The organism is Actinokineospora sp. UTMC 2448, assembly GCF_024760565.1.
Classification (GTDB): Bacteria; Actinomycetota; Actinomycetes; order Mycobacteriales; family Pseudonocardiaceae; genus Actinokineospora; species Actinokineospora fastidiosa.
On sequence record NZ_CP031087.1, the window covers coordinates 2,919,578 to 2,942,472 of the forward strand.

Genomic DNA, 22,895 nt, shown 5'->3' on the forward strand with positions numbered 1-22,895 from the left:
TCCCCTAGCGGATGCTGTGGCCCGGGAGGGCCCCGGTCGGTCGGCCGTCCTCGACCACGGGCACGCCGTTGACGAGGACGTGGTGGATGCCCGCCGCTGGCGTGCGCGGCTGGTCGAAGGTCGCCCTGTCGGCGACGGTGTCGGGGTCGAACAGGACGAGGTCGGCGGCGTATCCCTCGCGCACCACGCCGCGGTCGGCGAGCCCGAGCCTGCGGGCGGGGCGGCCGGTGAGGTGGTGCACGCACTCGACGAGGTCGAGGACTCCCTCGTCGCGGACGTAATGGCCCAGGTAGCGGGGGAACGTCCCCCAGGCGCGCGGGTGCGGCCGGTCGCCGACGAGCAGCCCGTCGCTGCCGCCGGTGTGGGCGGGGTGGCGCATGATCGCGCGGACGTTGTCCTCGTGGCCCACGTGCATCAGGCACGACGTGCCCAGCCGCTCGGCGACGAGGAGGTCGGCGAAGAACTCGAACGGCCGAGGGGCCTGGCCGACGCGCGTGCCCACGTGGCGGCGGTTCGCGGGGTCGCGCACGCCGCTGATCTCGATGGCCGACCAGTCGACCGGCACGCCGTGGCAGCCGTCGGACCCCTCCTCCTCGATCTCGCGCCGGATGCGCTCGCGGGTCGCCGGGTCCGTCAGCCGCGCGATGGTGGCCTCCGGGCCGCCCGCGGACGCCCAGCCGGGCAGCAGCGCGGCGAGGCTGGTGGCGCCGGGCAGGTAGGGATAGGTGTCGAGGGTCAGGTCGGCGGTGTCCAGGAGCGCGAGGAGTTCCGGCGCGCGGCCGGCGTTCTCCGGGAAGTTGAGCGTCGCGTGGGCCAGGTGCAGGGGGCAGCCGGACGCCCGGGAGACGGCGATCATCTCGGCGTAGGCGTCGAGCGCGTTGCGGCCGTAGCTGCGGTGGTGGGGGCTGAAGTAGCCGCCGTGGGCCGCCACGACCTCGCACAGGGCGACGAGTTCGGCCGTGTCGGCGTACATCCCGGGGGAGTAGGTGAGCCCGGCGGAGAGGCCGACCGCGCCCTCGGTCATGCCGGTGGCGACCTCGCGGCGCATGCGGTCCAGTTCGTCGGCAGTGGGCGGCCGGTCGTCGGAACCCATGACGAGCATGCGGATGGTGCCGTGCGGCAGCAGGTAGGCGGCGTTGACGGCGATGCCCTGATCGAGGCGGTCGAGGTAGTCGGCGACGGAGCGCCAGGACCAGTCGAAGTCCTCCGGGTTGCCGTTCCAGCCCGCGAGTTGGGTGCGGAGGGTGGCCAGGGTGGCGTCGTCGACGGGGGCGTAGGACAGGCCGTCCTGGCCCAGCACCTCGGTGGTCACGCCCTGGGTGGTCTTGGCCTCGTGCGCGGGCTCGGTGAGCAGGAGCAGGTCGGAGTGGGAGTGCATGTCGATGAAGCCGGGGGACAGGACCAGGCCGTGGGCGTCCGTGCCCGCGCCGGGGACGCGCCCGATCCGGGCGACGCGGCCCTCGGCGACCTCGACATCGGCCCGATAGGCGGGGGCCCCGGTGCCGTCGATGACGGTGACGCCTTTGTAGACGGTCATCAGAAGAAGGTCCGGATGAGGTCGACCACGGTCTCGCCGTCCTCGGCGGTCACCGGGATGAGCGGCCACTTGTCGAAGGTGGTGCAGGGGTGGGAGATGCCGAGCGCCACCCAGTCCCCGATGGACAGTGGGTGGTCCGCGGGCACGCGGAGATAGGTGTGCTGGTCGTTCATCGCCGTCACCTCGCAGCCCTCCAGCGGCGTCACGCCGTCGGCGGTGCGGTGCAGGCGGGGGCGGGGCATGCCGAGGTCGTGGGAGAGGTCGCGCTTGCCCGCCGCCAGCAGGGCCAGTCCCGGCTCCGGGCGGGAACTCACCTGGGCCCACGCGGTCAGCGCGGGCTTGAGCGGCGGCACGCCCGTGAGGCGGGGCGTGGCGCCGAGAGGGGAGACGTCGCGGTAGAAGCCGTCGTCGTGCGTGATGTACGCGCCGCTGCGCAGGACGGGCAGCACGGGCATGGGCCACGCGCCGGTCAGGGACGCGGCGACCACGTCGAAGTACGCGCTGCCGCCCGCGGTGACGATCGTGCGCGGGGTCTCGACCATCGGGTGCAGGCTGACGGCCGCGGTGCGCAGGGCGTCGAGGTACGACCAGACCGCGGACAGGCCCTCGACGTCGGCGGTGGAGGCGGCCGGGCCCTCGTAGCCCGCCACGCCCGCGAGGCGCAGCGCCGGGCTGGCGGAGACCGCCTTGGCGACGGCGGTGGCCTCCGCGAGATCGCGCACGCCGGTGCGCCCGCCCGCCATGCCGACCTCCACCAGGACGTCGATGGGTCGCGGCGCGCCTGCCAGGCCCCGGGTCATGAGGTCGACGGCCTCGACCGAGTCGGCGAAGCACAGGAACTCGAAGCCGGGGTCGGCCAGCTCGCCGGACAGCCAGGCCAGGCCGCCGGGGTCGGTGAACTCGTTGGCGACCAGCACGCGGGTCACGCCGAAGGCGCGGCAGACCCGGGCCTGCCCGGCATGGGCGACCGTGATGGCCCACGCGCCGAGGTCGAGCTGGCGGGCGAAGAGGGCCGGGGCCATCGTCGTCTTGCCGTGCGGGGCCAGCGCCAGTCCCTGCCGCGCCGACCAGTCGGCCAGCGTCGTGAGGTTGTGCTCCAGCGCGGCCTCGTCCAGCACTACCAGGGGGCCGAGGAAGCCGTCGCGGAAGAGGTTGGGCCGGGCCGCGGCGGTCTCGCCGAGCGTCCGGCCGGTGGGGACCTGGCGGAAGCGCCAGTCCAGCGGCTCGTCGCGGAGCCGGGCGACGGCGGACCTGTCGAGGCTGGCGTTCATGCGGTGCCGACCTTTCTCCCGGGTACCCGACTCCGATCCGACCAGAACGAATCATTCTTGCCAAGTTGCACTACTTGCAACGCCTAGTGCGTCAGACGCTATGTGATGTGTAGCATGCCGCTGCGAACCGGTTAAGTTAACCGGGAGTTGTGGGGGTGCCTGTGGAGCGGGTCGACACTCCCGAGGTGCTGTGCCTCGGCGAGTCCATGGCCGTGTTCGTGCCCGGCGAGGACGGGCCCGCCGACCAGGTCCGGACCTGGGTCCGCGACGTCGGCGGGGCCGAGTCGAACGTCGCGTGCGCCCTCGCCGGGCTCGGGGTCCCGACGGGCTGGGTGAGCGCGGTGGGCGACGACCCGTTCGGCCGCGCCGTCGTCGCCGCGGTGGCCGCAGCTGGGGTGGACGTGTCCGGGGTCGCCGTCGACCCGACCCGCCCGACCGGGGTCTACATCAAGGAGGCCAACGCCTCGGGCAGCCCGATGCGGTACTACCGCTTCGGCTCGGCTGCCTCCGACATGGGGCCGGACGTGCTCGACCGCGTCGACGTCGCCGCCGCCCGGCTGGTCCACCTGACCGGGATCACCGCCGCCCTCTCGCCGCGCTGCCGCGCCCTGATCGAGGCCGTGCTCGACCGCGCGCCCCGGGTGTCGTTCGACGTCAACTGGCGGCCGGCGTTGTGGGACTCCGGCGCGCCGGACGTGCTGCGCGGCCTCGCGGCGCGCGCGGACATCGTGCTCGTGGGGGCCGACGAGGCCGAGGCGCTGTGGGGCGTGTCCGACCCGGCCGACGTGCGGGAGCTGCTGCCCGAGCCGACCACGCTCGTGGTCAAGCAGGGCTCGCTCGGGGCGACGCTGATCGAGGCGGGCGAGGCGGTGTTCGAGCCCGCGCTGCGGGTGGACGTCGTCGAGCCGGTCGGCGCCGGGGACGCCTTCGCCGCCGGGTTCCTCGCCGCCACGCTGGCGGGCCAGTCGCCGAGGCGGCGGCTGCGCGCGGGGCACCTGCACGCGGCGGGGGCCCTGCGCACCCAGCATGATGTTGCGGTCCCACTGCCCGGGGACCTCGTCGCCCGCCTGCTCGACGCGGACGCCACGACCTGGGCGACGACGCACGTGACCGCCAGAGGGGTCAGATGAGCCAGAGCCTGGACCGCGCGCTGACGGTGCTGACCGCGCTCGCCGAGGGGCCGCGCACCCTCGACCAGCTCGCCGAGTCCGCGGGCGTGCACAAGACCACGGTGCTGCGGCTGCTGCGGACCCTGGAGGCCCACCGGTTCGTCCAGCGCGCCGACGCCCGCCACTACCGGCTCGGCGCGACCCTGTTCGACCTGGCGTCGCGGGCGCTCGACCAGCGCGATGTCCGCAGGCAGGCCGAACCGGCGCTGCGCGCGCTCAACGACGCCACCGGCCACACCGTGCACCTGGCCAGCTACGAGAGCGGCGAGGTCGTCTACATCGATAAGTACGAGAGCAAGCACCCGGTGCGCATGTACTCGCGCATCGGCAAACGGGCAGCGCTGCACTGCACCGCCGTGGCCAAGGTGCTGGTCGCGGCGTTCGACGAGCCGCGCCGCCGGGAGATCGCCGAGTCGATCACCTACACCCCGATGACCGAGAACACGATCACCAACGCCGCCGACTACCTGGCCGAGCTGCGGACCGTGGCCGAGCGCGGCTACGCCATCGACGACTCCGAGCACGAGGACTTCATCCACTGCGTGGCCGCGCCCATCCGCGACCAGGCGGGTGCCGTGCTGGCCGCGGTGTCGGTGTCGGTGCCGAAGATCCTGCTCGACCGGCCCGGCCTGCTGGCCCTGGTCCCCGACCTGCTCGCCGCGGCCGACACCGCTTCCCGCGCCTGCGGGTGGAACCCCGTCGGAAAGGACTGACATGCCCAGGACCGCCATCACCCCGCCCGGCGCGCTGCCCCCGCCCGTGCCGCTGTCGCCGGGCATCCGCAAGGGCAACATCGTGCAGGTCGCGGGCCAGGTGGCCGTCGACCCGGCGACCGGGTCGCTGGTGGGCGACACCGTCGCCGAGCAGACCCGGGCGTGCCTGCGCAATGTGTTCGCCGTGCTGGAGGCCGCGGGCGCGACCGAGCAGGACATCGTGATGCTGCGGGTGTACCTGACCGACGTGGCGCACTTCGCCGAGATGAACGCCGCCTACGCCGAGCTGCTCAGCGAGCCGTTCCCGGCGCGGACGACCGTCTACGTCGGACTGCCCGAGGGGCTGCTCGTGGAGATCGACGCCCTCGCCGTGGTCGACTAGTCACGCCGGGGACGCCGCGGGCGACGTACCCGGCGGAACCAGCGAACGGTCCGCGCGTCCCAGGGGACGAGGACCGGCTACCGGCGTAAGGAGAGCTCCGACGATGGTGTTCAAGAAGATGCTGCGCGCTCTGGGCGTGGGCGGCCCGTCCGTGGACACCGTGCTGTCCTCGGGCTCGGCCATGCCCGGCGGCACGGTCACCGGCGAGGTCCGGATGCAGGGCGGCGAGCACGACGCCGACATCGATTACGTCGCCCTCTCGCTGGTCACCCGCGTCGAGCGCAGCGACGACACCCAGGGCCACGTCGAGTTCGACCGCCACGTCGTCGCGGGCCGCTTCCCGCTGCGCGCGGGCCAGTCGCACGTCGTCCCGTTCCGCATCCAGATCCCGTGGGAGACCCCGGTGACCGCGATCGGCGGCCACCGGCTCCACGGCATGACGCTCGGGCTGCGCACGGAACTGGCGGTCGCGAAGGCCGTCGACAAGGGCGACATGGACCCGCTGCACGTCGAGCCGCTGCCGTCGCAGGCGGCGGTGCTGGCGGCGTTCGAGCGGATGGGCTTCCACTTCCGGAGCGCGGACCTGGAGATGGGCCGCATCCACGGGGTGAACCAGCAGCTGCCGTTCTTCCAGGAGATCGAGTACCACCCGCCCGCCCAGCTGGCGGGCGGCATCAGCCAGGTGGAGCTGACGTTCATCACCGATGCGCACGGCATGACCGTCGTCCTGGAGGCCGACAAGCGCGGCGGCCTCTTCACCCAGGGCGGCGACGTCTTCGGCCGCTTCCAGGTCAGCCACGCGGAGGCGGAGACGACCGACTGGACGTCCCGCATCGGCGAGTGGCTGACACAGGCGGCGGGCAGGCGAGCGTCCTTCGGCCAGGGCGCCCACGTCGCCCATGGCGGCGATGGTGCCCATGGCGGCGGCCACGGCCTCCACGGCGGCGGCTTGGTCGCAGGCGCCGCCGCAGGCATCGTCGGCGGCATGATCCTCGGCGAAGTCCTGGACGAAATCGGCGACGCCATCTTCGGCGACGACTAGAAGCGGCAGGCCGCCCTGAGTGGCGGCTGGGTGATGGGTGGCCGGGCGGTTGTTTCGCCCGGTCGCCCGGTGGCCGGTCCGGTGGTTCTGATGGTGGTCGGCCGTGGTGGTGGGTCGGCTGGCGGCTGGGTGGTGGCCGACCGAGTGGTTGGCCCGGTCGCCGAGCGGTCGGCCTGGTGGTCCTGACGGTGGGTGGCCGTGGTGGTGGTTGGCCGTGGTGGTGGTTGGTCGGGTGGCGGCTGGTGGTGGTGGCCGGGCGAGTGGTTGGCCCGGTCGCCCGGCGGTCGGCCCGGTGGTTCTTATGGTGGTGGGCCAGGGGTGGTGGGTTCGTCGTTGGCGGCCGGGGTGGTGGGTGGCCGGGGCGAGTGGTTGGCTCGGTCGGCTGGGGGTCGGCTCGGCGGCCCGATGGTGGTTGGCCGGATAACGGTCGGTGGTGCTGGCTGGTCGGGTGGGGTGGTTAGCCCGGTGGTCCCGGTGGTTGGCGCGGTGGCCCCGTGGTGGTGGTTGGTGGGGCGGTGGTTGTCGGGGGATGGTTGGCCGGGCCGGTGGTTGACCTGGTGGCCCGGCGCCGGTTGGCCGGATGGTGGTGGGGGGCGGGTGCAGGTTCGGTCGGTGGGCGGTTGGCCCCAGCGGTCGGGCTGGCCCCGGGGTTGGGCCAGGCCCGGGGGGTGGGCCGGGCCCGGGGGGTGGGCCGGGCTCGGTGGTTTGGCCCGAGGGTGGTCGGTCAGGCGGTGGTTTGCCGGGTGATGGTTGGCCGGGGTGGTTAGCCGGGGTGCGGTTAGCCGGGAGGGCGGTTTGCACGGTGCCCCGGTGGCCGAAGGTGGCTGGTCGGGTGGTGTTCTGCCGGGTGCCGGGTGCCGGGTGCCGGGTGCCGGGTGCCGGGTGCCGGGTGCCGGGTGGGGTGCCGGGTGCGGGATGGGGGTGCGGGTGCTGGGTGCGCGGTGCCGGGTGCGGGCGTGCCGGTTGTCGGGTGGTCGGGCTGGTGGTTGCTGCGTGGCGGGGACGGGGTGGGCGGTGCTCGCCCCCCGTAGTCTTGGTTGCGTGTGGCAGCCCGATGCGGAGTTTCTGGCGTTCTGGACGGAGCGTCATCTGTGTACGTTGACTACTCGGCGGCTGGATGGGTCGCCGCATGTTGTGCCGGTGGGGGCGACCTTTGATGCTGACGCTCGGTTGGTTCGGGTGATTACCTCGCGTGGGTCGTGGAAGGTGCGGAACGTGGTCGCTGATCCGGTGGTGGCTGTTTGTCAGCTGGACGGGCGGCGGTGGTCCACTGTGGAGGGGGTGGCTACCGTGCGGGACGATGCTGTTGCTGTGGGGGAGGCGGTTCGGCGGTATGCGGAGCGGTATCGGCAGCCTCGGCCTAATCCGGAGCGGGTGGTCATCGAGATCGCTGTCGGCAGGGTGATGGGGACCGTGAAGGGCGTCCGCGATCTCCGATGATCTGACCATGTGAAATCTGGTCAGATGATGGCGTCATCCGAGAACGCAGATGATGTCGCCATTCGGAATTGGGATGATGTCACCATCCGAAAGTCAGATGATGACATCATCTGAAACTGCGCGATGATGTCATCATCTGGGCTTAGGGGGTCCAGCGGATGTCGGCGGGGCCGGTGAGGGGGTGGGGTGGGGTGTCGGCCTCGGGGCGTGGGGGTGCGGTGTCGGCGTCGGTTAGGGCGGTGGGGAAATTGAGACCGGTGCGGGCGCCTACTTCGGCGACCGGCAGTTGGTACACCGCGAACTCGTCCAGGTCCAGCGTTTCCAGCCGGTCCAAATTCTGGGTCAGGAGGAACGCCGACGCGCGCAGCTCCCCGCCCACCGTGTGCGCGATGACCTTCCAGAACTCCCGAGGCACCGCCACCCCCCGGTACACCCGGTCGTCCGCGCCGAACACCGGGCCCGCCACCACGCTCACCCGCAGGTCGTCGACCTCCACGTCCTCGAAGAGCGCGTCCTCCAGACGCCCCCACAGCCCGTTCCGCGCCGCCTGGTTGAACGCGTCCAGCTGCGGCGTGATGTTGGTGAAGTAGAACGAGTCCCGGTTGGCCCGGTCCGCCTCCTCCGCGCTGCCCCACAGCAGGTCCGCCCGCCGCGCCAGGTGGCCGCGGTCTAAGCGGTTGCCCCGGTACAACTCGTCGCCGTGCTGGGTGTCGGCGGGCAGCCTCGGGTCCTTCACGAAGGCAATCCCCGACCGCGGCAGCTTGCGCAACCCGCTGCCGTCGATGTTCCACGCCACCCAGAACGCGAACCGGCGGACGGACGACAGCGCCAGCGAGAAGTGCGTGTAGTCGATAGTCGTGCTGCCGTCGAGCACCACCGCCGACGCCCCCGCGTCCAGCCCCGGCACCGGCACCTTCACGCCCAGGAACTCCGCGTCGTAGCCGATCGCGGTCTCGGCGACCTCCGGCCGGTCCAGCGTGATCCCCAGCTTGTCGAACACCGACTTGGGCAGGCAGGCCAGCGCGTGCTCGTCCGGGTCGCCGCCGCCCTCGCCCGCGAAGTGCAGCCCGGCCAGCACGCCGGTCGGCTTCCCGTCCGCCGCGACCAGCCAGGCCGCGCCCGAGTCGCCGCCCCGGCTGATCTCGCCGTCGGCCGCGCGCCGGTCCGGGTCCGGGCCGATCTCCAGGCCGCCGATCTCCCGGGTGCCGATGTCCCCGCCGTAGTCCAGCTTGGCCAGCACGTCGACCCGCCGCACGATCCCGTGCGTGACGCCCGTCGTCCGGCCGCTCTTGACCACCGCGTCACCCAGCTCCGGATCGCCCAGCTCGCTCGGCACCACGTCGAGGTCGAGCACCGACGGATCGATCCCGCGCCCGCTCACCGACACCACCGCACAGTCCCCGGCCACCCCCAGGTGCGAGCGCGCGAGCACGCCCACCGCGTTCTGCTCGGTGCGGTTGTCGTCATGTGTCCCCGGCTGCACCACGGTGTCGCCCAGCTCGCCGTCCAGCCCATGCAGGACGTGCCAGTTGCTCAACAGGTACGGCGCGCCCGTCTCCCGGTCGTACACCACCGCGCCCACCGTCCCGCAGGTGATCCGGGGATGGCCGATGCTCACCCCCGGCCGCACCGGGTCCATCCGCGACTTGCGCGGCTCCGGCGGCGAGGCCTCCACCACGCGGAACGCGGGCCGGTAGGTCCGCTCCACCACGTCGGTCGGCACCGACACGCCCGCGATCTCGATCGACTCCGGCAGCGGCGACGTCGCCAGGTCCCCGAGCGCCTCCGGCTCCACCTTCGCGCCGACCGTGAACTGCACGCACACCTCGTCCGTGCGCTCGCCCCCGCGCACCTTGTTGCCGATGCCGATCGAGGTGACGTTCGGGTCGCGGAGGTAGTCCGAGCCGCGGAGTCGGACGAACGAGCGCAGCGCGGCGGAGAGATCCGTCATAGCGGTTCCTTACAAAAACGGTGGGGTGTCCCGACCATGCCCACGCCCACCGCCGGGCGACAAGGGCCGGGGGTCACCCGTCACCGCTTGTTGCCCTTTCGGTCACCCGCCCTGGCCCGAACGGGTTGCCGCTACCCGAAACGGGGGTGTCACCCACGCCCACGGGTGAACCGGTACGCTCCGGATGCGCGTACCGCAGGCGATCATTGGCTCTCCGTGATATTGATCAAGGTGCACGCGCAACAACTCACTCGGTGAGGTGAAGCTGGGATGGCTGGAGAAGGGGAACGTGAAGCTGACTAGTGGTCCGCAGCAGCCGGGCGACACCCGCGCTACCACGACCATCCGTTCCCGCCTGACCGGCGTCGTCGTCTTCCCCAGTGTGATCCTGCTGGTGATGTGGGCGGTCTTCTCGTCCTACACCGTCTTCGACGCGATCTACCTCAAGGCCGTCACCAGCGGCGTCAAGGACGCCTCGATCCCCGCGCTCAACACCTTCAGCGCCGTCCAGCGCGAGCGCCAGCTCACCATGACGGTGCTGTACTCCAACAACGACGACACCGTCGGCCTGGAGAACCAGCAGCGCGCCACCGACCGCGCCGTGCGCGAGCTGCAGACCGCGATGGCGGAGCTGTCGGCCAACGCGCCCACCGAGGTGACGGTCAAGGTCGAGGCGCTGACCGAGGTGCTCGGCCCGCTCGACCAGCGCCGCGCCCAGGTCTCGGCGGGCAACGCCGACCCGGACGAGATCTACCGCTACTACAACAGCCTGCTCGACGCGGCCCACGGCCTGTTCGACACGCAGGCCCGCATCGTGCCCGACCCGGTCGTGCTCCAGGAGGCCATCGACGCGGTCGGCCTGTTCCGCGCGGGCGACTTCATGTCGCGCGCGTCGTCGGTCGCCTCCGCCGCCATCGCCGCGGGCAAGTTCACCCCGGCCCAGCACGTCGAGTTCACGTCGCTGGTCGGCAGCTACCGCACGCAGCTGGCCGCGATCGCGCCGACGGCGACCGACCAGGTCCGCGACCACTACCGCGAGCTGACCGGCTCCGACACCTGGCAGCAGCTCGGCGCCGCGGAGAACCGGCTCATCGGGGCCGCCGCGCCGCCGCCACCGCCGGAGAACGGCGAGAACGGCGAGGACACCGTCGAGCCCACGGTCCCGGTCTCCGCCGCGCAGTGGCAGGAGCTGACCACCCGGGTCTCCGAGGAGCTGATCAAGCTCACCACCGAGCAGAGCAACGCGGCCGTGCAGCTCGGCCTCGACCGCGCCGACGAGCAGTTCACCGAGGTCATCATCGGCAGCCTGATCGCGCTGCTGGCCGTGGTGACCGGCATCGTGGTCGCCATGCGGATCTCCCGCCGCCTGGTCAACAAGGCCCTGGTCACCCGCCTGGAACAGCTCAAGACCGACTCGCTGCGGCTGGCCCACGAGCGGCTGCCGTCGCTGGTCGACCGGCTGCGCCAGGGCGACCGGGTCGACGTGGCCGCCGAGGTCCCGCCGCTGGACTACGGCACCGACGAGATCGGCCAGGTGGCCGACGCGTTCAACGCCGCCCAGTACACCGCCGTCGCCGCCGCGGTGAAGGAGTCCCAGGCGCGCGAGGGCGTCAACCGCGTCTTCCTCGGCATCGCCCACCGCCACCAGGGCCTGGTCCACCGCCAGCTCAAGATCCTGGACCGGATGGAGCGCGAGGAGGAGAACCCCGAGCACCTCGACTCGCTGTTCCAGCTCGACCACCTGGCCACCCGCGCCCGCCGCAACGCCGAGAACCTGATCATCCTGGCGGGCGAGCAGCCGGGGCGGCAGTGGCGCAAGCCGGTGCGGCTGCTGGACATCCTGCGCGCCGCGGTCGCCGAGACCGAGCAGTACGTGCGCGTGCGGGTCAACCAGGTGCCGGACGTGTCCCTGCACGGCGTCGCCGTCGCCGACACCATCCACCTCGTCGCCGAGCTGGTGGACAACGCCGCGTCGTTCTCCCCGCCGCGCTCGCAGGTCGAGGTCTACACAAGCCAGGTCTCCGGCGGCGTCGTCGTCGAAATCGAGGACCACGGCCTCGGCATGGCCCCGGAGGATCGCGACCAGCACAACCGGATGCTGGCCCACCCGCCGGAGTTCGACGCGATGGCGCTGCGCGGGGAGTCCCGGCTCGGGCTGTTCGTCGTGGCCCGGCTGGCCGCGCGCCGCTCGATCCGCGTGGAACTGCGGGAATCCCCGTACGGTGGGACCGTGGCCCTGGTGTTCCTGCCCGCCGAGATCGTGGCCGAGACCGCGGAGTACCCCGCCGAGCCCGAGCGCCCCAGCCCGCGTCCGCGCAAGCAGACGGAGCGGCGCGCGGGCACGGTCCCCTCGGCCCGCGAGCCCGCCGCGCTGACCGCCCACGCGCCCCCCGGCCGGTCGCACCAGTGGGCCGACGCCGAGGAGATCGAGGCCCAGTGGCCCGTGGATGACGAGGAGATGCCGGAGATCTCCCCGCCGCTGCCGAAGCGGCTGATCACCGAGGAGAACGGAATCGGACCCACGCCGCGACGCGCCGATCCGCCCAGCAACGATGATCCGCACCCGCCCGCTCCCGAGTTGAACGGGAACGGCGGACGACCCGCCCTTCCGCGCAGGCAGCGCCAGCAGAACCTGGCGCCGCAACTGCGCGGGGAGCCCCTGCTGCCGGACTGGGCCGAGTACCCGGAGCCGGAGGAGGAGGATTCCGCCGAGCGGGTCCGCGACACGATGTCCGCGTTCCAGCGCGGCACCCGGCAGGCCCGCGAGGCCGATCCCGGGGTCGAGTCATGATCGCCGCCACGATGTCCGGTTACCCGGGGAAGGACCGCGCAAGGTGAACGACAAGATCGGCCAGGACCAGCAGCTGAACTGGCTTTTGGACGACCTGGTTCGTCGGGTCGTCGGCATCCGCCATTCGGTCGTGCTCTCCGCGGACGGCCTGCTCCTCGGCAGGTCGGCCGAACTGTCCAAGGACGACTCCGAGCACCTGTCGGCGATGGCCTCGGCGTTCCAGAGCCTGGCCAGGGGCACCGGCAGGCACTTCGGCGGCGGTCAGGTGCGCCAGACCATCGTCGAGATGGACCACGCGTTCCTGTTCGTCACCGCGGCGGGCCGCGGCGCGTGCCTTGCCGTCCTCGCCGAGGAGGACGCCGACGTGGGCATGATCGCCTACGAGATGAACATGCTGGTCAAGCGGGTGGGCGCGCACCTGGCGTCGGCGCCGCGCTCGGGGTCGACACCTCCGGGCGGCCAGCCCATGGCGGTGCCCGGCCGACGCCCGTCGTGAGGGCGCGCGGATGAACCCGGACCACGACTGGTGGTACGACGAGGCGGCTGGCCCCCTGGTCCGGCCCTACGCGATGACCAGGGGGCGGACGCGCCCGAACGCGCCGAACCTCAACCTGGTCACCCAGGTCCGCGCGGCCGGTCACCCGGCCGATCCCGGCGCGCTGAGCCCGGAGCACCTGCAGATCCTGGAGATCTGCCAGGCCCCGCTGTCGGTCGCCGAGGTCGCCGCCTACCTCGACGTCCCGCTGGTCGTGGTCAAGGTGCTGCTCGGCGACCTGATGGAGAGAGGTCACGTGGTCGCGGGCGCGCTGTTCCAGACCTCCGACATCACCGACACCAAGCTTCTGCAGGCCGTACTCGATGGCATTCGGAGGATCTGAACAGGTGAGCGACACGCCGCTGATCCCCACCTCGATCAAGATTGTGGTGGCGGGCGGATTCGGGGTCGGCAAGACCACGCTGGTCAACACGGTCTCCGAGATCCCGCCCCTGCGCACGGAGGAGGTGCTGACCGAGGCGAGCGTCGGGGTGGACGACCTCGTCGACGGCAAGGAGACCACCACCGTCGCGCTCGACTTCGGCCGCATCACGATCAACGCCCAGGTGGTCCTGTACCTGTTCGGCACACCCGGTCAGAACAGGTTCTGGTTCATGTGGGACGAGCTCGCCCACGGCGCGCTGGGCGCGATCGTGCTGGTGGACACCCGCAGGCTGGACTCCAGCTTCCCGTCGATCGACTTCTTCGAGCGGCGCGGGATCCCGTTCATCGTCGCGGTCAACGAGTTCGAGGGCGCGTGGCCGCACACGATGGAGGAGGTCCGGCACGCGCTGGACATCGCCCCGTCGGTGCCGGTGATCGCCTGCGACGCGCGCGACCGCGAGTCGGCCAAGCGGGTCCTGGTGGAGCTGGTCCACCACACGATGCGCAGGCTGGAGACGGCGCCCGCCTGATCACGGCGTCCACAGCAGGCTCGGCCGCCGCACCAGCCGCGGCGCGCCCGGCGCGTCGGGTTCGGGCAGCGCCGACAGGTCGCGGGCGATCTCGGCGAGGTCGCCGCCGTCCTTGAGCCAGACGCAGCCGTCCCCGTCGAGCACGCGCGCGCCGACGAAGTGCCCTCGGTCGAAGACGAACAGGGCGTCGGTGAAGTCCTGGCGGCAGCGCGTGCCCACCAGTCCGGCGAGTTCGCCGCGCCCGTCGCGCAGCGGCCGGAAGACCCAGCCCGCGTCCTTGAGCCGCACCAGCTCCGCGAGTTCGGGATACCGCCGGACCGAGTCGTTCACGACTCCAGCACTCCCCGCGCGAGCCCGACGAAGCGCTCCAGGGCGTGAGCGCTGAAGAGGAGTTCGAAGCCCTCCTCGAAGGTGACCTCGATGGCCCCGCACGCGGTCACCTCCATTTCCATGCGGCAGTTGTCGTTGATACACGCCCAGGTCCCGAGGGCCATCTCACTCACTGTCGGTGCCTTCCGGTAGCAATACGCTGTGTTGCCGAAAGTAGGCCGTTGCCCACGTGGACAGAAAGGTGAGAGAACGATGACGGATCGACACAAACTCGGAACGCCGCGCGATCGTGCGCTGGGAGCGGAGCTTCGGAGCATTCGCGAGCAGGCTGGCATGAGCCTCACGCGGGTTTGCTCGCAACTGCACTGGAATGTCTCGACGCTAAGTCGACTCGAAAGGGGGATGCGGCATGTCTCGCCGGAGGCGGTGATGGGCCTGGCTGTGATCTACGGCCTGCCACCAGACCGGCGCAAGCAGTTGCTGCGGTGGGCAAAGACTTCGCCCTCGTCGGGGTGGTGGGACAGCGGCCCGATGGGGATGCCCGGCGAACTGGGTGCCATGACCTCTTATGAAGAGGACTCCAAGCGGATGACCAAGTGGGCTCCCGGTCTGCTCCCTGGCTTGCTGCAGACTTCGGAGTATGCCGCTGCAGTTATGCGGGACTATGGGCACGGTGAAGAGAAAGTCCAAGCTCTGGTCGACGCCCGACTCCATCGGCAGGCGTTGCTTGATCGCCGAGGGGTGGACTACACCGCAATCATCGGCATCAACGCACTCCGGAACATGCTGAGCAGCCGGAAGGACTTCGTCGAACAGCTATGGCACGTCCGTTGCCTGAGCAAGCGTGACGGCATCAGTATCCGACTGGTGGAGCGGCCGACGATGCACGCAATGAGTGCTTGGTACCTGCTGGACTTCGACCGATTCGGCTCGATGGTGCACCTGGAGCACCTGCGGTCAGCCACGTTCTTGTTCGACGAGGAGGCGAAGCCGTACCAGGAGGTCAAGCGTCGCCTGCTGGAAATTGCTCTCCCACCTGCGGAGACGACGACTAGACTGGAGGTGATCACCAAGATGTGCGAGGACGGGAGTTGGCCATGACCAGGGAAGCGTTGCGGTTCAAGAAGTCCAGCCGTTCCGGCGGTCACACCGAGTGCGTCGAGCTTGCCCACACCCTGAGCGCAGTCCGGGACAGCAAGAACGGCGCCGTCCTCACCGCCGACGCGCGCGCTCTGGTCGCGTACGCGCGCGCACAGCGCTGACGTTCGACCGGACATCGCTGTCGGCCAGGACGCCGGTGACAGACAGCGCTGATCGTGCGAAAACCGTTCGCTCAGCGCTCCTACACTGGGCTCCGTGACCACCGACGTACGTGCTCTCTTTCTGTCCACTGCGGACACCGCGGTCCGGCTCATCGCCCATCCGGCGGTGGGCCGGGCCTGGGACGGCCCCAGCGCGCTGCCCGAGTTCTCCGTCCGCGGCCTCGCCGGTCACCTGGCCGGGCAGATCTTCGCCTTGCCCACCGTGCTCGCCCTCGACGAGGCGACCGGCGAGCCCATCTCCGTGCTCGACCACTATCTGCGGGCCAAGTGGCGCGAGCCCGAGGTCCCGCTCGACGACCCGAGCAAGGTCAAGGCCCGCGACTCCGGGGAGTCCCACGCCGCCGACGGGCAGGACGCCCTCGTGCGGCGGGCGGGCGACGCCGTCCGCGACCTCGCGGACGCGCTCACGCGGGAAGCCGCCGACCGGGTAGTGCCCATCCCGTGGGCGGGCACGACCCTCACCCTCGACGGCTTCATCACCACGCGGCTGCTCGAACTCGTCGTCCACTGCGACGACCTCGCCGTCAGCGTCGGCATCGACACCCCGGAGCTGGACCCGGACGCGGTCGCCGTCGTGCTCGACGTCCTGCTGAAGCTCTCCGTCGACCGCCACGGCCCGATGAGCGTCCTGCGCGCGCTCAGCCGGGCCGAGCGCGCGCCCGCGCACATCTCCGCGCTGTGACGACCCGCTAGGAGATCGGTTCCGTGCGGCAGTGGAAGTGGCGCAGCAGCTTCGGCGCCGACACGATCCGCTGCCCCGGGACCGACTCCGGGTCCTTGGCGATCCCGGCGATCACCTCGGCCACGTACTCCAGGTGGCTCTGCGTGTAGACCCGCCTCGGGATGGCGAGGCGGACGAGCTCGTACGGCGCAGGCTTGACCAGCCTGCCCTCGGCGTCCTCGACGCCCAGGTACAGCGAGCCCAGCTCCGCGCAGCGGATGCCGCCCGCGACGAACAGCTCGCAGGCCAGCGCGTGGCCCGGGTACTGCGCGGGCTCCAGGTGCCTGAGCAGCCTGCCCGCGTTGAGGTAGAGCGCGTGGATGCCCGCGGGCCGCACGATCGACACGCCCGCGGCCTGGATCAGCTCGGCAAGGTACTCCGTCTGCGCCGCGCGAGTCCGCAGGTACGCCGGGTCCACCACCTCGCGCAGGCCGACCGCGATCATCTCCAGGTCGCGCCCGGCCAGGCCGCCGTAGGTGCGGAAGCCCTCGGTCGCGATGAGCATCGCCTCGCACCGGGTGGCCAGCTCCCGGTCGCGCAGCGCCAGGAACCCTCCCATGTGCACGATGGCGTCCTTCTTCAGGCTGCACACCGCGCCGTCGGCCAGGTCGAACGCCGCCCGCGCGACCTCGGCCGGGGTGCGGTCGGACCAGCCGGGCTCGCGCTGGATGACCAGCCAGGCGTTCTCGGCGAAGCGGGCGGCGTCGAGGATGAGCGGAACCCCGTGCGCGCGGCACAGCTCGGCCGTGGCGCGCAGGTTCGCCATGGACACCGGCTGGCCAGCGCCGCCGTTGTTCGTGACGGTCATGACGACCACCGCGACGTCCTCCGGGCCTGCCAGCATCGCCGAGAGCGCGTCGAGGTCGATGTCGCCCTTGAACGGGTCGTCGCTGTCGAGGTCCTTCATGGCCGCCGACGGCAGGTCGACGGCCGCCGCCCCGCTCAGCTCCACGTTGGCCCGGGTGGTGTCGAAGTGCGTGTTGGACACACACACCCGGCCCGGACCGAGCATCGCGCCGAACAGGATGCGCTCGGCGGCGCGGCCCTGGTGCACGGGCATGATGTGCTCGAAACCGGTCAGCTCGGCGACGGCGTCGTGGAATCGGAAATAGGACCGCGCGCCCGCATATGTTTCGTCGCCGAGCGCCCCTGCTGCCTGTTGCGCCGCGGAAAGCGCGCCTGTTCCCGAATCGCTGAGCAGGTCAATCGTGATCCGGTCGGCGGAAAGGTTGAACGGATTGTAACCCGCCGTTTGCATGGCCTCGGTCCGCTCGGCGCGGGTGAGCACCGGAATCGGCTCCACGACCTTGATTCGGTACGGCTCCATCAGCGGCATCGGCGACAACCCCTCGTCAGCACGTCAACTCCTCATGCGGCCCCCACACTACGGCCACGGGTGATCATGGCGTACGACTCGGCGGAGAGGTACACCGTCATCCCCGGCCGCGGCGGGCCGGTGCGCAGCGACAGGTGGGCGATCAGGCCGGGGCCGTCGCGCAGGTCGCGCCCGAGCACGGCCGACACGGCAGCGTCGACCGCGCGGGCGGGCACGCCGTAGCGGGTCGACAGGTCGCGCGTGCGGTTCAGCGCCTCCAGGTCGTCGGTGACGTAGTCGCGGACCGGGACGTACAGCGAGTACCCGCTGGGCTCGGCGCCGTCGCCGCTGAGGAAGGTGTAGGAGGACACCAGCGGCCTGCCGGTGTACGGACCGTCCGAACCGGCCGCGGCCAGGCAGAACCGGGCCACCTCGGCCGGGTCGCCGCCGCGGCTCACCGCGGCGGCGCGCTGGGCGTCGGCGCGGGTCGCGCCCGCCTGGCTGACGTACACCTTGGCCCGCGCGTCCGGCCGGTCGTCGAGGTCGAGCGCGAAGAACGAGTAGTGGTCCACTGAGGACAGATCGCGCAGCCCGCCGCGCAGCACCCGCTCCGCCCCGGTGAAGCCGAGCCGGTCCAGCGCCTCGCCGACCAGCTCCGGCGCGCGCTGGCGGCCGTGCGCGAGCGGGTTCAGGTACACCTTGAGCATCGGCCGCACGCCGGGCCGCGCGACCAGCGAGAACCACAGGGAGAACGGCTCGGCGGGGGTGTCGGCCAGGAACGGCTCGGCCACGCGGGAGAAGCGGTCCAGACACAGTGGAAGCCGGCTGGCGAGCCGGTCCAGCGCGGCGAGCGCGGCCCGCTGGTTCGCCGCGGGGGACGGGTCGTCGGCGACGCACTCGACCAGCAGGCGCAGCGTGGGCGAGCCGTCGGGGGCGAAGGCGACCGAGTACTCGATGGGGGAGTGGTCGTCGGCCACATCGGACGACCAGCGGGGAGCGGTCAGCGGCCAGCGCGCCGCGGCGCCGAGCAGGTCGTCGAGCAGGCCGCGGACCCGGTGCGTCGTGGCGCCCAATCCGATCGCGGAGCCGAGCGCCCGCAATTGCGCGTTGACGTGATCGCCGAGTGTTTCCGCGCTCATCCCGACTCCGAAGATTGTGAACACAACAGCCCGCCGACCGGGCAAACCTACGGGTGAACGCTGACCGTCCTCTACCGCCAAAATGGTGATCTACGCCTCGTCCCCACTCACCGAGCGTGAGAGATTTCGGCGAAACACCCGCCGGTTGTGATCCCACCGTCCTGTGTGATAAGAGCTCACTTTCGCTACGGAGCGTGGCTAATCGCAATTACCGCGATATGTTCGCCAATTCCTCGAATACCGTTGTGGCGAAGGTCCTGATCAGTGCGGATCGGACGGTTTGGACATCCACACCGGAGTGGACGGCCCATGGGATGATCACCGCGCGTGGTCGCGTGATCGCGCGCACGTCCCGCGGGCCAGGGCTCTGCCGCGCCCGATTCGTCGTGTTAGCTTGGATCCATGAGTTCGGAAGGCTGCAGTACCGCGCCGGGTCGCACCCGGCACCCCGCGGCGGTCCCGCCGTGTTGATCCTGCTCGGCCTCGCCACCATCGTCCTGCTCACCGCCGCGACGGGCTACTTCGTCGCGCAGGAGTTCGCCTACGTCGCCGTCGACCGCAACCGGCTGCGCGGCGCGGCCCAGGCGGGCGACAAGGTCGCCGAACGCGCCTACCGCGTCACCGAGCGCCTGTCGTTCATGCTCTCCGGCGCCCAGTTCGGCATCACCGTGACCGCCCTGCTCGTCGGCTACGTCTCCGAACCGCTCCTCGGCCGCGGCGTGGCCGAGGCGTTCGGCGCGACCGGGCTGCCCGGCGGCGTGACCACGGCGCTGTCGGTGGTCGTCGCGCTGCTGTTCTCCACCGGCGTGCAGATGGTCCTGGGCGAGCTGGCGCCGAAGAACCTGGCGATCGCCAAGGCCGAGGCGCTGGCCCGGGCCCTGGCCCGCTCGACGCTGATCTACCTGGCCGTGTTCGGCCCGCTGATCCGCCTCTTCGACGCCGCGTCCAACCGGCTGCTGCGCGCCGTGGGCATCGAGCCCATCGAGGAGCTGCCGTCCGGGGCGACGGCGGAGGACCTGCGCGGCATCATCGACGAGTCGCGCAGCGGCGGCGCCCTCGACGAGGGCACCTCCCGGCTGCTGGAGGGCGGGCTGGACTTCCGCGTCCTGGTCGCCGGTCAGGTCATGACCCCGAGGGTCGACGTCCACACGCTGCGCGCGAACGAGCCCGCCGCGCGCGTGGTCGAGCTGCTCGACACCGGCCGCTCGCGGTTCCCGGTCGTCGGCGCGGACGTCGACGACGTCGTCGGCGTGGTCGGCCTCGCCGAGCTGCTGACCGTGCCGCCCGCCGACCGGGCCGCCGTGACGGTCGGCGAGATCGCGGCCGCGCCCCTGTACCTGCCCGACAGCCTGCCGCTGCCCGAGGTGCTGGAGCGGCTGCGCGCCGAGCACCGCCAGCTCGCCGTCGTCGTCGACGAGTTCGGCGGCTTCGCGGGCGTGGTGAGCTTCGAGGACGTCGCCGAGGAGGTCGTCGGCGAGATCCTCGACGAGGACGACGCGGTCGAGGCCGCCGCCGTGGCCAACCCCGACGGCTCGTGGTCGCTGCCCGCCCGCTGGCGGGTCGACGAGATCGCCGAGGCCACCAGCATCGAACTGCCCTCCGGCCCGGACTACGACACCGTCGGCGGCCTCGTGCTGGAGCGGCTGGGCCGCACTGCCCGGCCCGGCGACCGCGTCGAGGTGCCCGCGGCCCTGCCGGAGACCGACCCCGACGAACCGGCCCCGCGCCGGGTGGCCGTGATCGAGGTGGTCGACGTGCGCAGGCACGTGCCCGCCCAGGTCATGATCACGGTCCGCGACTCGGAGGTGCCCGCATGAGCCTCGGCTGGGCGCTGACCGTCTCGGTGCTGCTGCTGGCGGCCAACGCGTTCTTCGTCGCCGCCGAGTTCGCCCTGGTGGCGAGCAAGCGGCACCGGCTGGAGGAGATGGCGGCGGGCGGCAGCCGGGCGGCCAGGGCCGCCGTCGACGGCGCGCGGCACCTGTCGCTGATGCTGGCGGGCGCGCAGCTGGGCATCACCCTGGCCACCCTCGGCCTGGGCGCGCTGGCCAAGCCCGCCGTCGCCGAACTGCTCGCGCCGCTGTTCGACCTCGTCGGCCTGTCGTCGGGCTGGGCGGACGCGGTGGCGATCGTGCTGGCCGTGGCCCTGGTGGTGTTCCTGCACATGGTGATCGGCGAGATGGCGCCGAAGTCGTGGGCGATCTCGCACCCGGAGCGCTCCGCGCTGCTGCTGGCGCTGCCGTTCCGGGCGTTCACCACCATCACCAAGCCGCTGCTGCGCTGGCTCAACGGCATGGCCAACGCGCTGCTGCGGATGGTCAACGTGCAGCCGCAGGACACCGTCGCGCAGGCGCACGGGCCCGACGACCTGCGGATGCTGCTGCGCGAGTCGTACGAGCACGGCCTGCTGCCCGACCAGCAGGCGCGCATGCTCGCGGGCGTGCTCGACGTGCGGCGCATCCGCGTCGCCGACGTGATGGCCCCGCGCGCGGACCTCGTCACCGTCCCGGTGCACGCCGACACCGCCGCGATCGAGGCGGCCAGCCGCGACAGCGGCCGCTCCCGCCTCGTCGTGCTCGACCCGGACCGGCCCGACGCCGACCCGCTCGGCATCGTCCACGTCCGCGAGGCCGTGCGCGCCGAGGCTGCCGGACGCCGCGCCACCGCCCGCGAGCTGATGACCGAGGCGCTGGTCCTGCCCGCCGAGCGCACCGCGGCCGAGGCCGTCGCGGAGATGCGCGCCCGGCGCGCGCAGCTGTGCCTGGTGCGCGGCGGCTCCGGCGCCGTGGTCGGCCTCGCGGCGATGGAGGACCTGCTGGAGGAGATCCTCGGCGAGTTCGAGGACGAGACCGACCGGTAGCGCGTTCACAGCGGTTTTTCAGGGTGGTTGCCTACCCTTGCCGATCGTGGACCGCAGGCTTCCCTTGCTCGGACTGACCTCGTTGCTCGCGGGCGTGATGGTGTTCCTCGCCCTGCACGTGCTCCCGCCGACCAGCGGGATCAGCCCGGTGCGCCGCACGCTCAGCGAGTACGCGCTCGGCGAGAGCAAGTGGGCCTTCGACCTGGCCGTCGTGCTGATCGCCCTCGGGTCGGCGCTGGTGTTCGCCGAGCTGCTGCGCCGCGGCCACGGCCGCTTCGCGGTCGTGATGGGCGCGGTGTGGACGGCCAGCCTGGTCGTGGTGGTCGTCTTCACCAAGACCGACTGGTCGGTGGGCCCGAGCCTGGGCGGCACCATCCACCGCTACGCCAGCGTGGCCGCCTTCCTGTCGCTGCCGGTGGCCGTGATGGCGGCGGCGGGCGCGGTCTTCCCGGCCGCCGCGGGCTGGCGGCTGCTCACCCGCGCGCTCAGCGCGGTCTCGCTGGCCTGGTTCGGCACGATCGTCGTCGGCGTGGTCAACATGGCCATGGGCGGGGTGAGCTGGTGGCGGTTCGTCCCGCTCGGCCTCGTGGAGCGGATGATCGCCGGGTTCGCGGTGGCGGGCCTCGCGGTGCTCGTCCTCGGGCTGCTGCGGGCTAACCGGCAGGCCGCGCTCCCACGGTGAACGTCGTGGCCGCGGCGGTCAGCAGGCCGAGCAGCTCGGTCAGCGGGGTGCCGGAGAGCCGGTCGCGCCAGTCCACCGCGGTCCCCTCGACGTCGAGTCCCGTCTCGGTCACGGTGACGCCGGTGATCCGCACGTTCGGCGGCAGGTCGGGCAGCGCGACCGGGATCGCGGGGCGGGTCACCGGGACCCGCAGCCTGCCCGCCCGGACCGCCACCGGCCGCACCAGCAGCGCGCCGTCGGCCACCTCCGGCTCCACCTGGAGCGCGCCCGGCCAAGGGCTCTTCCGCACCCACAACCGGCCGTCGACCACCTCCACCGCCAGGGGAGGCCGCGCGATCGCCTCGGCGGACACCGACACCCGCAGCCCGACCGACCCGATCACGACGCGCGTCGACAGCGGACCGCCGAAGCGCACATCGCGCCCGCACACCGTCAGCGCGTCGACCGGCAGGCCCGGCCACGCCACGTCCCGGGCGGCGAACCGCACCTCGTTGATCCGGCCCTGCGCCAACCCGACCGTGTCGGTGGACACAGCAAGGTCCACGACGGTCATCGGCACGTCCCGGACGGTCACCACGCGCCCGCGCATGCGGTCGGCCGCCACGCGCACGGCGCTCTCCAGCACCCCGGCCGGGGTCGCTGAGCGGCCGACGGACAGCAGCGCGTCGATCCCGGGGAGCCAGTCGCCGAACACCGGCCCAGTCTTGCCGACGCCCGCCTGGTGGGCCGGACGGGCGGGGGTTGTGCGTCCAGTGCGCGAACCACCACGCTGAGCGGGTACGAC

The 22,895-nt window shown here is 72.1% G+C and carries 23 protein-coding genes; 15 read left to right on the top strand and 8 right to left on the bottom strand.

The annotated features are described in order from the left end of the window. Positions 1–4: 4 nt before the first annotated feature. Positions 5–1,540, bottom strand: a complete 1,536-nt coding sequence (locus Actkin_RS13610; RefSeq protein WP_258907922.1) for an N-acyl-D-amino-acid deacylase family protein — start codon at positions 1,538–1,540, stop codon at positions 5–7. Next, the gene (locus tag Actkin_RS13615) at positions 1,537–2,808 is read right to left on the bottom strand and encodes an alanine racemase (protein ID WP_189213808.1); all 1,272 of its coding nucleotides are present in this window, start codon (positions 2,806–2,808) and stop codon (positions 1,537–1,539) included. Before Actkin_RS13615 ends, Actkin_RS13610 begins: the two co-directional genes overlap by 4 nt. Before the next feature lie 161 nt (positions 2,809–2,969). Here Actkin_RS13615 and Actkin_RS13620 point away from each other — a divergent pair, with 161 nt between their 5' ends. The 5 genes from Actkin_RS13620 (at position 2,970) to Actkin_RS13640 (ending at position 7,554) form a co-directional block, all read left to right on the top strand. Further along, positions 2,970–3,938 (top strand): sugar kinase, encoded by a 969-nt coding sequence (locus Actkin_RS13620; RefSeq protein ID WP_396122988.1) that lies wholly within the window; start codon positions 2,970–2,972, stop codon positions 3,936–3,938. Beyond that, the gene (locus Actkin_RS13625) at positions 3,935–4,690 is read left to right on the top strand and encodes an IclR family transcriptional regulator (protein ID WP_189213809.1); all 756 of its coding nucleotides are present in this window, start codon (positions 3,935–3,937) and stop codon (positions 4,688–4,690) included. Before Actkin_RS13620 ends, Actkin_RS13625 begins: the two co-directional genes overlap by 4 nt. 1 nt (position 4,691) lies before the next feature. Beyond that, positions 4,692–5,072, top strand: a complete 381-nt coding sequence (locus tag Actkin_RS13630) for a RidA family protein (RefSeq protein ID WP_189213810.1) — start codon at positions 4,692–4,694, stop codon at positions 5,070–5,072. Positions 5,073–5,175: 103 nt separating this feature from the next. Then, positions 5,176–6,114 carry a sporulation protein gene (locus tag Actkin_RS13635; RefSeq protein WP_258907449.1) on the top strand — a complete coding sequence of 313 codons (939 nt, stop codon included), beginning with the start codon at positions 5,176–5,178 and terminating at the stop codon, positions 6,112–6,114. Positions 6,115–7,155: 1,041 nt separating this feature from the next. Continuing rightward, positions 7,156–7,554 carry a pyridoxamine 5'-phosphate oxidase family protein gene (locus Actkin_RS13640; RefSeq protein WP_258907451.1) on the top strand — a complete coding sequence of 133 codons (399 nt, stop codon included), beginning with the start codon at positions 7,156–7,158 and terminating at the stop codon, positions 7,552–7,554. A gap of 142 nt (positions 7,555–7,696) precedes the next feature. Here Actkin_RS13640 and Actkin_RS13645 read toward each other — a convergent pair whose 3' ends face one another. Next, on the bottom strand, positions 7,697–9,505 hold the full coding sequence (locus Actkin_RS13645; RefSeq protein ID WP_258907452.1) for a DNA/RNA non-specific endonuclease: 1,809 nt from the start codon (positions 9,503–9,505) through the stop codon (positions 7,697–7,699). Positions 9,506–9,764: 259 nt separating this feature from the next. Between Actkin_RS13645 and Actkin_RS13650 the strand changes: the two genes are divergently transcribed. From Actkin_RS13650 to Actkin_RS13665, 4 genes are read left to right on the top strand one after another with little or no spacing between them, the layout of a single operon-like run. Continuing rightward, positions 9,765–12,296, top strand: coding sequence for a sensor histidine kinase (locus Actkin_RS13650; RefSeq protein ID WP_308425936.1), 2,532 nt, complete (start codon positions 9,765–9,767; stop codon positions 12,294–12,296). 43 nt (positions 12,297–12,339) lie between these two features. After that, the gene (locus tag Actkin_RS13655; RefSeq protein ID WP_189213814.1) at positions 12,340–12,792 is read left to right on the top strand and encodes a roadblock/LC7 domain-containing protein; all 453 of its coding nucleotides are present in this window, start codon (positions 12,340–12,342) and stop codon (positions 12,790–12,792) included. Between the two features lie 10 nt (positions 12,793–12,802). Beyond that, positions 12,803–13,174, top strand: coding sequence for a DUF742 domain-containing protein (locus Actkin_RS13660; RefSeq protein WP_189213815.1), 372 nt, complete (start codon positions 12,803–12,805; stop codon positions 13,172–13,174). Continuing rightward, positions 13,155–13,745 (top strand): GTP-binding protein, encoded by a 591-nt coding sequence (locus Actkin_RS13665; RefSeq protein WP_189213816.1) that lies wholly within the window; start codon positions 13,155–13,157, stop codon positions 13,743–13,745. Before Actkin_RS13660 ends, Actkin_RS13665 begins: the two co-directional genes overlap by 20 nt. Here Actkin_RS13665 and Actkin_RS13670 read toward each other — a convergent pair whose 3' ends face one another. Together Actkin_RS13670 and Actkin_RS13675 are read right to left on the bottom strand one after the other, a co-directional pair. After that, positions 13,746–14,075 (bottom strand): hypothetical protein, encoded by a 330-nt coding sequence (locus tag Actkin_RS13670; protein WP_258907453.1) that lies wholly within the window; start codon positions 14,073–14,075, stop codon positions 13,746–13,748. It abuts the gene before it with no gap. Next, on the bottom strand, positions 14,072–14,239 hold the full coding sequence (locus tag Actkin_RS13675) for a hypothetical protein (protein WP_258907455.1): 168 nt from the start codon (positions 14,237–14,239) through the stop codon (positions 14,072–14,074). Before Actkin_RS13675 ends, Actkin_RS13670 begins: the two co-directional genes overlap by 4 nt. 88 nt (positions 14,240–14,327) lie before the next feature. Between Actkin_RS13675 and Actkin_RS13680 the strand changes: the two genes are divergently transcribed. The 3 genes from Actkin_RS13680 to Actkin_RS13690 all read left to right on the top strand — a co-directional run bounded on the left by Actkin_RS13680 (position 14,328) and on the right by Actkin_RS13690 (position 16,079). Continuing rightward, the gene (locus Actkin_RS13680; protein ID WP_258907456.1) at positions 14,328–15,176 is read left to right on the top strand and encodes a helix-turn-helix domain-containing protein; all 849 of its coding nucleotides are present in this window, start codon (positions 14,328–14,330) and stop codon (positions 15,174–15,176) included. Beyond that, positions 15,173–15,337: a DUF397 domain-containing protein gene (locus Actkin_RS13685; RefSeq protein ID WP_258907457.1), complete on the top strand. Its 165-nt coding sequence runs from the start codon at positions 15,173–15,175 to the stop codon at positions 15,335–15,337. The genes Actkin_RS13680 and Actkin_RS13685 overlap by 4 nt, the downstream gene beginning before the upstream one ends. A gap of 94 nt (positions 15,338–15,431) precedes the next feature. After that, positions 15,432–16,079 (top strand): maleylpyruvate isomerase N-terminal domain-containing protein, encoded by a 648-nt coding sequence (locus tag Actkin_RS13690; RefSeq protein ID WP_258907458.1) that lies wholly within the window; start codon positions 15,432–15,434, stop codon positions 16,077–16,079. Between the two features lie 7 nt (positions 16,080–16,086). Here Actkin_RS13690 and Actkin_RS13695 read toward each other — a convergent pair whose 3' ends face one another. Together Actkin_RS13695 and Actkin_RS13700 are read right to left on the bottom strand one after the other, a co-directional pair. After that, positions 16,087–17,454, bottom strand: coding sequence for a tryptophanase (locus Actkin_RS13695; RefSeq protein ID WP_258907459.1), 1,368 nt, complete (start codon positions 17,452–17,454; stop codon positions 16,087–16,089). Positions 17,455–17,486: 32 nt separating this feature from the next. Continuing rightward, positions 17,487–18,572 carry a tryptophan dimethylallyltransferase family protein gene (locus tag Actkin_RS13700; protein WP_189213822.1) on the bottom strand — a complete coding sequence of 362 codons (1,086 nt, stop codon included), beginning with the start codon at positions 18,570–18,572 and terminating at the stop codon, positions 17,487–17,489. Between the two features lie 464 nt (positions 18,573–19,036). Here Actkin_RS13700 and Actkin_RS13705 point away from each other — a divergent pair, with 464 nt between their 5' ends. The 3 genes from Actkin_RS13705 to Actkin_RS13715 are packed head-to-tail and all read left to right on the top strand — an operon-like array spanning position 19,037 to position 22,111. Continuing rightward, on the top strand, positions 19,037–20,389 hold the full coding sequence (locus Actkin_RS13705; RefSeq protein ID WP_258907460.1) for a hemolysin family protein: 1,353 nt from the start codon (positions 19,037–19,039) through the stop codon (positions 20,387–20,389). Continuing rightward, complete coding sequence (locus Actkin_RS13710) at positions 20,386–21,429, top strand: hemolysin family protein (protein WP_258907461.1); 1,044 nt, start codon at positions 20,386–20,388, stop codon at positions 21,427–21,429. Before Actkin_RS13705 ends, Actkin_RS13710 begins: the two co-directional genes overlap by 4 nt. Positions 21,430–21,475: 46 nt before the next feature. Beyond that, positions 21,476–22,111, top strand: a complete 636-nt coding sequence (locus tag Actkin_RS13715; protein ID WP_229787660.1) for a DUF998 domain-containing protein — start codon at positions 21,476–21,478, stop codon at positions 22,109–22,111. Here Actkin_RS13715 and Actkin_RS13720 read toward each other — a convergent pair. Then, complete coding sequence (locus tag Actkin_RS13720; RefSeq protein WP_258907462.1) at positions 22,083–22,805, bottom strand: LmeA family phospholipid-binding protein; 723 nt, start codon at positions 22,803–22,805, stop codon at positions 22,083–22,085. The two genes, Actkin_RS13715 and Actkin_RS13720, sit on opposite strands and share 29 nt — an antisense overlap. Positions 22,806–22,895 lie beyond the last annotated feature (90 nt).